Annotated in this window: 13 protein-coding genes and 1 pseudogene; 9 read left to right on the top strand and 5 right to left on the bottom strand. The window is 70.1% G+C overall.

What is annotated here, in order from left to right; translation table 11 throughout:
* Positions 1-391 precede the first annotated feature (391 nt).
* The 3 genes from IEZ12_RS39835 (at position 392) to IEZ12_RS40310 (ending at position 1,152) form a co-directional block, all read left to right on the top strand.
* Positions 392-643, top strand: a complete 252-nt coding sequence (locus IEZ12_RS39835) for a hypothetical protein (protein ID WP_229848667.1) — start codon at positions 392-394, stop codon at positions 641-643.
* Positions 640-804 (top strand): hypothetical protein, encoded by a 165-nt coding sequence (locus tag IEZ12_RS39830; protein WP_229848665.1) that lies wholly within the window; start codon positions 640-642, stop codon positions 802-804. Before IEZ12_RS39835 ends, IEZ12_RS39830 begins: the two co-directional genes overlap by 4 nt.
* Before the next feature lie 222 nt (positions 805-1,026).
* Positions 1,027-1,152, top strand: a complete 126-nt coding sequence (locus tag IEZ12_RS40310) for a hypothetical protein (RefSeq protein ID WP_268250305.1) — start codon at positions 1,027-1,029, stop codon at positions 1,150-1,152.
* A gap of 209 nt (positions 1,153-1,361) precedes the next feature.
* Here IEZ12_RS40310 and IEZ12_RS36365 read toward each other — a convergent pair whose 3' ends face one another.
* The gene (locus tag IEZ12_RS36365) at positions 1,362-1,586 is read right to left on the bottom strand and encodes a hypothetical protein (RefSeq protein WP_043910292.1); all 225 of its coding nucleotides are present in this window, start codon (positions 1,584-1,586) and stop codon (positions 1,362-1,364) included.
* 505 nt (positions 1,587-2,091) lie between these two features.
* Between IEZ12_RS36365 and IEZ12_RS36360 the strand changes: the two genes are divergently transcribed.
* The 3 genes from IEZ12_RS36360 to IEZ12_RS36350 all read left to right on the top strand — a co-directional run bounded on the left by IEZ12_RS36360 (position 2,092) and on the right by IEZ12_RS36350 (position 4,724).
* A complete protein-coding gene (locus IEZ12_RS36360) occupies positions 2,092-2,295 on the top strand; it encodes a cold-shock protein (RefSeq protein ID WP_030918248.1) in 204 nt (67 codons plus the stop codon).
* Between the two features lie 366 nt (positions 2,296-2,661).
* Positions 2,662-4,185, top strand: coding sequence for a DEAD/DEAH box helicase (locus tag IEZ12_RS36355; protein ID WP_189278557.1), 1,524 nt, complete (start codon positions 2,662-2,664; stop codon positions 4,183-4,185).
* Between the two features lie 158 nt (positions 4,186-4,343).
* Entirely contained in the window at positions 4,344-4,724 is a 381-nt protein-coding gene (locus IEZ12_RS36350; RefSeq protein ID WP_043910290.1) for a CBS domain-containing protein, read from the top strand.
* Between the two features lie 439 nt (positions 4,725-5,163).
* Here IEZ12_RS36350 and IEZ12_RS36345 read toward each other — a convergent pair whose 3' ends face one another.
* The 4 genes from IEZ12_RS36345 to IEZ12_RS36335 all read right to left on the bottom strand — a co-directional run bounded on the left by IEZ12_RS36345 (position 5,164) and on the right by IEZ12_RS36335 (position 6,733).
* The gene (locus tag IEZ12_RS36345) at positions 5,164-5,559 is read right to left on the bottom strand and encodes a hypothetical protein (protein ID WP_043910289.1); all 396 of its coding nucleotides are present in this window, start codon (positions 5,557-5,559) and stop codon (positions 5,164-5,166) included.
* Positions 5,560-5,859: 300 nt separating this feature from the next.
* Positions 5,860-6,165 carry an ATP-binding protein gene (locus IEZ12_RS36340; RefSeq protein ID WP_229848663.1) on the bottom strand — a complete coding sequence of 102 codons (306 nt, stop codon included), beginning with the start codon at positions 6,163-6,165 and terminating at the stop codon, positions 5,860-5,862.
* Positions 6,166-6,196: 31 nt separating this feature from the next.
* Positions 6,197-6,334, bottom strand: a complete 138-nt coding sequence (locus IEZ12_RS39825; RefSeq protein WP_229848661.1) for a hypothetical protein — start codon at positions 6,332-6,334, stop codon at positions 6,197-6,199.
* A gap of 114 nt (positions 6,335-6,448) precedes the next feature.
* On the bottom strand, positions 6,449-6,733 hold the full coding sequence (locus tag IEZ12_RS36335; protein WP_229848671.1) for a helix-turn-helix domain-containing protein: 285 nt from the start codon (positions 6,731-6,733) through the stop codon (positions 6,449-6,451).
* Between the two features lie 1,144 nt (positions 6,734-7,877).
* On the opposite strand from IEZ12_RS36335, the gene IEZ12_RS36330 reads away from it, so the two are divergent.
* The 3 genes and pseudogenes from IEZ12_RS36330 to IEZ12_RS36320 form a co-directional block, all read left to right on the top strand.
* Positions 7,878-8,048 (top strand): hypothetical protein, encoded by a 171-nt coding sequence (locus IEZ12_RS36330; protein WP_189278553.1) that lies wholly within the window; start codon positions 7,878-7,880, stop codon positions 8,046-8,048.
* An 837-nt stretch (positions 8,049-8,885) separates the two neighbouring features.
* A complete protein-coding gene (locus tag IEZ12_RS36325; RefSeq protein WP_189278551.1) occupies positions 8,886-9,611 on the top strand; it encodes a hypothetical protein in 726 nt (241 codons plus the stop codon).
* Positions 9,596-10,408, top strand: a pseudogene (locus IEZ12_RS36320) (IS3 family transposase); the annotation flags it as partial. The gene IEZ12_RS36325 and the pseudogene IEZ12_RS36320, both read left to right, overlap by 16 nt.

Here is a 10,408-nt window from a genome sequence, read left to right as displayed (position 1 = left end):
GGTACGGCTCGATGAACTCCCACTCCGCATCCGTCAGTTGCGCTCGCGTCACGAAGAACGGTCTACCGGACCAGACCTCGCTGCGAGACAGAAACTCGCAGATTGATCACAATCCGATACGCGCCCTAGCCGAGGGCCCAGGCCCCGGCTGTCGATGACGCTGCTCGTCCTGGTCCAATGGCGCGCGGCGGGGTGCCGGTGGCGTCGGCTTCCCAGGTGCGCCGGTCGAGCGGGTGGTGGGCGACGGACTCGTCCCTCACGCCGAGTACGCCAAGGAGGCGACGCACTGAGAGGACTCGCACGGCCCGGTACACCGCCCCGGCCCACGGCCCGCCCGCCTCGATGAATCTGCGATCGAACCTGCCTGATCCGGCCTGCGAAGATGCTTCTCATGAGCTCGACTCCTCCCGCAGCCGCTGCGGACACCGCCCGCCTGCTGCGCCGGGGATTCGCCCTGGAATACACCACCCTGGCCTGGAACGTCCTCGGCATCGTGGTGCTCGCCATCGCGGCGATCGCCGCGAAGTCGGTCGCGCTCGCCGGCTTCGGCCTGGACTCCCTGATCGAGATCGGCGCCTCCACCGTGGTTGCTGGGAACTCTCCGGCACCAGCGAGGACCGCCAGCGCAAGGCCATGCGCATGATCGGCATCGCCTTCATCGCCCTCGCGGCCTACCTGCTCATCCAGTCCACCTGGGTCCTCGCTGCGGGTTTCCACGCGCCCCACAGCCCGACCGGCATCGCCTGGACCGCGATCACCGCCGTGGTGATGTTCACGGCAGGGCCCGCACCGGCGCGGCCCTGAACAACCCCGTTCTGAAGACCGAGGGACGCGTCACGCTCATCGACGGCCTCCTGGCCGCGGCCGTCCTGCTCGGGCTGGTGCTCAATGCCGCTTTCGGCTTCTGGTGGGCCGATCCGCTCGCCGGATACGTCATCGTCTACTACGGGATCAAGGAAGCGCGAGCTGCGCTGAGTCACTGAGGCCACCGCCTCCCCGCCGCACTGGATCGTCACCGACCTCGGGGTGCTCGACGTCACCGAAGCCGGACTCGTCCTGTTTGCCATGGCCTCCGGCGTCAGCGTCGGGCAGGTCGTGGCCGCCACTGCCGCGCCCCCGCACGTCCCCGCGAGCGCGGCGCGGCCGACCTGACGCTCCCGCCGGTCCGGTGACCCCGGACGGCTCCCGGGCCGGGCGGAACCAGCGGTCACCTCCCGCCGCTCCGCGGACGCCCGGTCACTGGGCGCATCCGGTCATCGGCATTGCCCCAGAGGCGCAGTGGCGGATGCCCGTTCGATCCGGAGGGGACGCACGGCCGGCTCCGCATCGCGCGTTCCCTCCGCGGCCGAGTGCCGGGTCGATCAGAGCTTGTACATCGTGGCGTAGGGCTGGGTGATGCGTTCGCGTCGCGATCCGAAGTCGACGAGCACCGCGATGTCGCTGTCTCCTTCGACTTCGATGGCCCGGCCGAGGCCGTACTGGTCGTGGGTGACGCGGTCGCCGACGGCGAAGTGCTTGCGCGGTGCTTCGGCCCGGGCTTTGAAGGGACTGGTGGGAAGGACGCGGCGGGCTGCAAATTTCTTCATCTCCTGCAGTATGCGCCGAAAATCGCGGCAGCGGACCTTTTCCGGCGTCCCGGTTTCGGGGCTGCGGCAAGAATGTCGCGCACGCCGCCCGCAATGATCACCGATGGTGCCGGTGGCGCGGTGAGGTTCCGGCGCGGTGGGCGGGGCGATCGATGGCCGCGCGACCCGCCCGTCCGAGGAAGCCGCCAGCGGGCTCCGAAGGTGCTGCGGGGGATGCCCAACCAGGCCGGAGATGCGGCATGTTTGCGGTTCCTCGGCGTCCTGGTCGGTGGTGCCCGGCGAGAGGCGCCGCAGAACCGGGCACGGAATTTCCGCCCGTGGCGGGCCTGGGCCTGCTAGAGTCTCTCTTAGTTGCAGTAGTGGTTCCCATGAACTTTGTGTGCGCCTGCTGATGTGTCGCAGGCGCATTTTTCTTTCCCGGATGTTTTCCGGGTGGGTGCTCATCGCGGTGACTCGAGGTGCGCGCCGTGTGCGCTTCGGAAAGCCCCTTGAAGGAGATCTATTTATGGCTAATGGCACTGTGAAGTGGTTCAACGCGGAAAAGGGCTTCGGCTTCATCGAGCAGGAGGGTGGCGGTCCTGACGTGTTCGCCCACTACTCGAACATCAACGCCAACGGCTTCCGTGAGCTGCTCGAGGGCCAGAAGGTCGAGTTCGACGTCACGCAGGGCCAGAAGGGCCCGCAGGCCGAGAACATTCGTCCGCTGTAGTTTTTCTGCCACGGCACCCGCCCAGCAGCGAGGGGCCCGCACCGCGTACATGCCCGGTGCGGGCCCCTCGGCATTGCATCACCGCGCACGACCCCGGCCGCCCAGGCCCCTGGCTCCGCCACCGGCAGCCCATCCGCACGCGAGACGCTCGGCGTCGCGTCCGGATCGGCTCCCTGCCGTGACATCCCACGGTTCGAGGCTCTGCGCTCCCGCCCTTTTCTGTGAGCGCCGACCACAGGTGACGTGCCGCACGGTTCCACCGTCCACGCCCCGCCCGTCATACTTCTCGGCCCGTTCCCCCGCGGGCTCCGTCGGCGCCTCCGCGCTGCAGAGCCGCGTCGTGACGGCCGCCCAGGAAGGTTTCCCATGAACCGCTCCAGCCGCTCCTCGTACCAGAACGCCAACTCCCGCTCCGGCTCCCGGTCGCGTGCCCGTGGCAGCTCCTTCTCCGGCGGCAGTTCCTTCTACGGCGACCGCCCCGTCGGCGGACAGTCCTCCGGCCGAAGTGGCCGTCAGACTTCATCCCTGCAGGGGGAGTTCGCGACGCCGGTGAGCACCACCCCGGCACTGCCGGCCGTCGAAGCGTTCGACGAGCTGGACATGCCGAAGGCGCTGCTGTTGGTGCTGACCCGGCAGGGCGTCACCGCGCCGTTCCCGATCCAGGCCGCCACGCTGCCGAACTCGCTGGCCGGACGTGACGTCCTCGGACGTGGACGGACGGGCTCCGGCAAGACCATCGCGTTCGGCCTCGCCGTGCTGGCCCGCACCGCCGGCCGGCGCGCGGAGCCGCGCCGTCCGCTGGCCCTCGTGCTGGTGCCCACCCGCGAGCTCGCGCAGCAGGTCACCGACGCCCTCACCCCGTTCGCCCACGCGGTGCGGCTGCGGATGGCGGCCGTGGTCGGCGGGATGTCGATCAGCCGCCAGGCCCACGCCCTGAACGAGGGGGCCGAGGTCGTGGTCGCCACCCCCGGCCGCCTCAAGGACTTGGTCCAGCGCGGTGACTGCCAGCTGGACGGGGTCGGCATCACGGTCCTCGACGAGGCCGACCAGATGGCCGACATGGGTTTCCTGCCACAGGTCACCGGACTCCTCGACCAGGTCGCCGAGGGCGGCCAGACGATGCTGTTCTCCGCCACCCTGGACCGCAACGTCGACCGCCTGGTCCGCCGCTTCCTGAAGGACCCGGTCACCCACTCCGTGGACCCGTCCGCAGGCGCGGTCAGTACGATGGAGCACCACGTGCTGCACGTGCAGAACTCCGACAAGGCCGCCACGATCGCCCACATCGCCTCCCGCGAGGGCAGCGTGATCATGTTCATCGGTTCCAAGCGCGGTGCCGACCGCCTGGTACGCGGCCTGCTCGCCAACGGGGTGAAGGCCGCGGCCCTGCACGGCGGCAAGTCCCAGCCTCAACGCACCCGTACCTTGGAGCAGTTCCGCACCGGCCAGGTCACCGCGCTGATCGCGACCAACGTCGCCGCCCGGGGCATCCACATCGACGGCCTCGACCTGGTCGTCAACCTCGACCCGCCGAGCGACCACAAGGACTACCTCCACCGCGGCGGGCGCACGGCGCGGGCCGGCGAGTCCGGCACCGTCGTGACCCTCGTTCTGCCCGAACAGCGCCGCGAGATGGCCCGCATGATGGCCACGGCCGCCATCACTCCCGTCACCACCCGGGTCAGCGCCGGCGACGAGGAACTGGCCCGCATCACCGGCGCCCGCGTGCCCACCGGCATCCCCACCACGATTGTGGTCCCTGTCGTCGAGCGCCCGAACCGCACCGCCCCCTCACGCCGCAACCGCCGCCGTCGCCCGGCCTCCGGCCACGGCACGCAGAACGCCGGCCGCCGCCAGGCAGCGCCCAACCGCGTCACCCTCGCCGCATAGCCCAGTGGGCGTGCCCCTGCTCCCCCACACCGAGAACGGGCACCCCGCACCGCGTGGCAGGAAGCGCCGCACCTCGTGGTGACCGCACACCCCGCCCACGCCGCCCCGCAGGCCAGAGCACCGCCGTCACCGACGGAACCGACACAGAGGAACTGCCCATGAGTACCACCCTTGAGCGCCCGAGCACAGACCTCACCGTCGGGGAGCTCATGCAGCCTCCCGGCCTGCAGATCAGTGACGACGCCACAGCGGACACCGCGATGGACGTCCTGCTCAGCTCCGGCACCGGCCACCTGCTGGTCCGCGACGAGGACGGGCGCTGCGCCGGGCTGCTGACCCGTCTGCACCTCGCGCCGTTCCAAGCCCGCTCCTGGTACACCGAACACACCCGGGTCCGCGACATCCGCCACGACCGCGGCCCTTTCGCCACCGCCTCCATGCCCGTAGCCCTCGCGGCCACCGCGATGCGCTCGCGCGGCCTCGACGCATGGCCGGTCATCGACCACGACGGCCACGCCATCGGCCTGCTCACCGCATAGCAGCGCACGCCCGGGCTTCGCGCCCGTGGCGAGTTTCCGACTGCCCTGCGGTGAAACGGCCGTCTCCCCGGACGACAGGTGAGAAAGCGGCGAAGAGGCGGGACAGACCATGCCGAGCCGGGCAAACTCACCGGACTTCGCCGGCGAAACCCACCGGCCTCGGGCAGAAGGCGCGACCACACCCCCGGTGCAGGGCGGCAGCCTGCACCGGGGAACAACTGGCCGACGGCTGGTCAGCGGCCCCACCGGGCAGCGGGTGTACTCCGCGTCGGCCGCTGCCGGGGCCTGCTCCCAGGGCACCACCAGTCAGGGATCCCGTGGCGGTTGTTCGTTTGGCCGCCGGCTCACACAGCACCTCGAAACCCGGTCGGGGAGAGCGTCAACTGTCAGGGCCGCATCGGTGTCCCTCCGGGTGCGGTCAACCCGGAGGGCGGCGCGGTCAGCGGCGGCGGCCGCCGCCGCCGATGTGGCGGTCGTTGGCCAGCGCCGTCAGCGGGCCGTACTCACGGGCAAGCTCGTTCCACGTCAGGACCTCGCCGCAGCGGGCCGGGAACGTCTTCGGGTCGAATTCGGGCATGGTCCAGGTGCCGGCGCCCCGGTCCCGCAGCCACAGGTCCCCGTCACCGTCGACCACGGTCGGCGGGGCCGGTACGGGATCGGCCTGATCGATGGCATCCCAGGTGACCCGGCCGGGGTGGGAGGCGCGGCGCAGCTCGGTGGTGGCCAGCCGTGCGGCCAAGTCACGGGTGGACTCTTCGGTGTCCTTGACCGACGCGAGCCGGTACGCGTCGTCGAGGACGGGCAGGGCTGGATTCTGGCTGCGCTTGGAACTCATACGCTGGCTACCTCCGTAGGGGGCGCCACATCCGTTAGGGCACCCCGTGCAGGGACACGGTATCCGAGGCGGGAGCCGTGCTGGCCACGATCACCGTTCAGGTACGGGCGGCTCGCGGCTGTGGAGGGTGAGCGCGCCCGGTCGCACCGCGGGGTGCCGGCTCCCGGCCGCGCCCGCATCCGGGCAGCCGCCGCCGTGGGACGGGCACCGCGACGGCGGGCGACGGCCAGGGGGATGGTGGTCGGGCTTTGGCGCGGGTTGTGGGCGGACGGCCTCGCTGAGCCGCGGCTGGTCGGCCGGTCACGTCACCCGACCTGCCGGGTTGTCCGCGGGGCCGTCCGCGAGTGCGATGGTGGCTGTGACGCGCTTGCCCACGATCTCGCGGAGGATCTCGAAGCGCAGGCTGACGGCCAGCACGCTCTCCAGGCCGTGGCGGCCGATGCGGGCCGGGTCAGGGACCTGTGCCATGGGGACGGTGGGCTCGCTATCCCACACGCTGATTTCCCCGATACTGTCGGTGATCGTCAGCTCCAGCAGGCACCCCCCCGGCGCGTACTTGCGGGCGTTGGTCACCAGCTCGGAGACGACCAGCTGAACCGTGTCCACCACCCGCCCCGAGACCGCAACCACGCGGGTGTCAACGCGCCCGGGCCAGGAAGTCCCGGGCGCTTCGGCGGGCCCACGCCAGCGGCTCACCGCCGACAAACACCGTCATCGACAGCTCCGGACGGCCCTCCAGGGACCGGCTCTCGCTCTCGCACGCCATCTGCCGCACCGCTACCTCCCTCGCAGCAGCCAGAGCTGCAGCCTGCTCGTACCCCCCGTCCGGCCCCGCACTCACACCCCGGAGAGCCGGCGGGGGCAGGAAGAGAGAGCGACGGTCCCCGGGTCAAGTGCCGGCTGCCGGCGGCTGTTGGTCCGGGTGGCCCGCGCGGAGCTGCTCGTTGATACGCAGGGCTTCTTCGAGTTGGTCTTCGAGGATGATGATGCGGCAGGCCGCGTCGATGGGGGTGCCCTGGTCGACGAGGTCGCGGGCGCGCATCGCGATGCGTAGTTGGTAGCGGGAGTAGCGGCGGTGTCCGCCTTCGGAGCGCAGCGGGGTGATGAGGCGGTGTTCGCCGAGGGCGCGCAGGAAGCCGGCGGTGGTGGCGGTCATCTCGGCGGCGCGGCCCATGGTGTAGGCGGGGTAGTCATCGTCGTCGAAGCTGCTTGCGGTGGTTGGTCGGTTGGTGGTCGTGGTCACTGCACCTCTTCGAGTGGGGTTCCAAGAACGCGTGGAGGGGCCCCGGAGCCGTACGGCACCGGGGCCCCGAAGGGAATTTCACCATCTACCGGCCCTGGGCCGGTCCTTGTGTCCGCGAATCCTCCGGGGAGGATGATCGCGGGGATCGCGTATGCGTGACCGGAAACCACCGTCCTTCGTGCTGCGAGGGGTCTGCGGTGTCCGCCCGGACGAGAGCTGCTTCATCTCACGGGCCGGGCGATCCTGATGGCGCGTGCGCCCTCCGTTCTTCCTCTGCGTCAACTGACATCCTGCGAACTGCGGGTACCGCGTACTGCCGGTTCGGCACAGGCACTGCTCGGTACTGCCGTGGTGACCGAAGAGGCTCACCGTCCGGTCCGGCGGCCGGCCCCGTCGCCCGTTGTGCTCCACTGCTCGGCTTCGGTACCCCACTGCCGGACTTCCCAGCACGCGCGCCCGCAGTCCGGCGCCTTTGCTGAGACCCTGCTTGCTTCACCTACTGGTGACTGCGGATCAACTTGACCTACCTTGCCGCGGTACCGCTCCTTGGCGGCCCCTGATCACTGCGGGCCACCTGGCACGGCCGCCAGTCCCGTCGCCATCCTGCACCTGTCCCTTGGCTCCGTGACTCCGCCGCCGCACCGGTTCTTGCGTCACTGCTCCACGCCCACCTGCCCGGCGCGCACATCGGTCCCGCTGGCCCTACTCACTGCGGTACCACTCGTTGACGGCCCCTGATCACTGCGGGCCGCCCGGTCCGGTCGCCAGTCCTGTCGCCGTCCTGCACCAACCCTGGCTTCAGCACACCGCAACCGCACCGACCTGCGAACTTCTGTAAATCCCGCCAGTTCGTGTCTGGCGAGCCCTTTCGACTGCCTGGCTACGAGAGAAACACTAGTCACGCCAGACGGCAATGTCTACTCCGGCCAGGATAGATTTTTCAGTGTTCGAAGGGGAGATAGTCTTCGGCCCGCGCGCGGGTCGGAACATGCCGGTGCGACCAGGGACAACGCGCAGGAGTGTGAACGTGGAAGGAACCTGGGACACGCCGACGGCTCGTACATCCGTCCCCCATATGCGAGATCCCCTGCTGACCGCCCTCGCCGAAGCCGTCCGCGACCACGACGAACGAACCCTGCGCCGGCTTCTTGCACGCCTGGCCGAACAGGTCACCATCGCCGACCTGCCCGCACTCCGCGACGCCCTCGACACGGCCCGCCGACACCGCAACCGGCGCCCGCGGTAGCCACGGCCCGCCCGCAGCATCCCGAATGCCGACCGGCTGGTTCATCTAGGAGGACAGCCGGTGATCAGGGCTCTCCCGGATCTGGAACCTCACCGCCAGCGACGTCGTCGACCCACAGCTACCGCCAGGCGATCACCGCCTCCGGCTCCCGCTGCCACGCCGCCCTTACCGCCGAGCGCCACCTGGCGATCCTGGCCGGCCCGGACCTCCTCGACGACGACACACCCCTCTGGAACACCCTGGACATTCACGAAGAAGAAGCCCTGCTACGAGCCGCCGGGTTGCCGGTTCCACCGGCGGTGACCTTCCCTGACTGGGCGGCCCAGGGCCTCCTCGACATCCTCCATTCCGACTCCGACGAGCAGGAGGAGCCTGCGCCGTCCGCTGCCGGTGCGGCAGGGTAGGGCCGTATCAGGTACGCGGTGGCCAAGCCGTACGCACCGCTGGCGTCTTTGGACCGGCTGGCCGGTCCCACGTCCGGCCCGGTCGTGCTGCCCCGGCACCTGGACTGGGGCCCGCCCTACACCTACAACCTCACCGATCCGGCCGATCTCGTACTCATGTACGAGCGGGTGATCCGCGAGGCCCAGTCGTCCGCCAACCTCCACGACCACCTGGACTGGGCCACGCTGCTACGGATCTGGCCGGAGCTGTTCCTGCCCAGGGAACTGCGCACACTCTGGCAGGCCCGCTTCCCCGAACTCGGCCCCGCGTGGCAGCGGCGTAGTGGACGAACGACACCTCCGCCTGATCAGGACCGGCCTGGACGCCCTGGCCGCGGAGTACGGCTACGCTCGCCGGCGGCTACGCGGTCCAGGCTCTCGCGTCGTGGACAGGGTGAGCGACGACGTCGACCTCTTCGCGTCCATCGACCGGGCGACGCAGGAGATGTCAGCAGCGGTGGCCGCGGCGGCGGCCGCGTACGAAGCCGCCGGATGCACGGTGGAGGTCGTGCAGCAGGTGCTGACCTCCACCTGGATGAACGTCACCGACCCTGCGACCGGCCCACAGAACAAAGTCGAGCTGGTCGCCGAGTTCCACCACCCGCCCTTGGACTCCGAGTTCGGCCCGGTCCTGCACCGCGACGGCGTCGCGGCCGGCAAGACCGGCGCACTCTTGAGCCGCGCCGAGGTCCGCGAGCTCCAGGACGTCGGAGGGATCGGACAGCACCTCGTCGGCATCGACGCACTCCTCGCCGAAGTGCTCGACCAGGTAACCCCTGCCCTCCAACTCCGCTACCAGTCGGGCGAAGCCGAGCCGAACCGCGTCCGGGTGTGCGGCAGATACCAAGCCGGAGACCGCTTTGCGCTGCGGCCAGTAGGGGCGCGGCTCGGTGAACTGCCGGATCTCCGCAGCACGGCTGATCAGTTCGCTGAACCAGGTGCGCTGCGTCAGGACCGGCTCCTGGTCCAAGGAAGAAGAGTCCATTCGGCCCCAGGGGTCGTCGCTCCTCGGCGCTACGGCCGGCAGGTCGTCGAAGTCCAGGAAGGCGCTCGTCCCCTGGAACGCCTCGGTGAGCAGCCACCGCGCCCTTCCGGCTGTTGGTTCGGGGCGCCCCGGTAGGCTCCGGCACCGTGTTGGAGTAAGAGAACAAGCAGCTCAGGGCCCGGATACGGGAGCTTGAGCTGGAGCGGGACATCCTGCGCCGGGCGGCGAAGTATTTCGCCGGAGAGACGAACTGGTGATGAGTCGCTTCCAGTTCGTTGAGGACCATCGAGACACCTTCGGGGTGAAGCGGCTGTGCCGGGTACTGGAGGTTTCCCGGTCCGGGTTCTACCGGTGGCTGGCCGCCGCGCCGGCCCGTGAGGCCCGAGGGCGGGCCGATGACGAGCTCGCCGATCGGATCCGCGCGATCCACGCCGAGACGGACGGCACCTACGGCAGCCCGCGGGTGACCGCCGAGCTGCGGCATGCCGGGCGCCGGGTCAACCGCAAGCGCGTCGAGCGCGTCATGTGCGAGTGGGGCATCGTCGGCGTGCACCTGCGTAAGAAGGTCCGCACCACAGTCCCCGAGCCCTCGGCAGTGCCGGTTCCGGACCTGGTCAAGCGCGACTTCACAGCGCCGACGCCGAACACCCGCTACGTCGGGGACATCACCTACCTCCCGGTCGGTGACGGACAATTCCTCTACTTGGCAACGGTGTTGGACCTGGGCTCCAAGCGCCTGGCGGGCTGGTCGATCGCAGATCACATGCGGACCGAGCTGGTCACGGACGCGCTCAAGGCGGCGGCCGCCGCCCGGGGCGGAAGACTGGACGGCGCGGTCTTCCACAGCGACAACGGGTCCCAGTACGTGTCCAAGGAATTCGCCGACACCTGCCGCGAGTTGGGCGTCACCAGGAGCCGCGGCGCGGTCGGTA

The sequence above is a fragment of the Kitasatospora griseola genome, from assembly GCF_014648555.1.
In the GTDB taxonomy this organism is placed as follows: domain Bacteria; phylum Actinomycetota; class Actinomycetes; order Streptomycetales; family Streptomycetaceae; genus Kitasatospora; species Kitasatospora griseola.
This window is presented reverse-complemented; position numbering and strand designations above follow the sequence as displayed.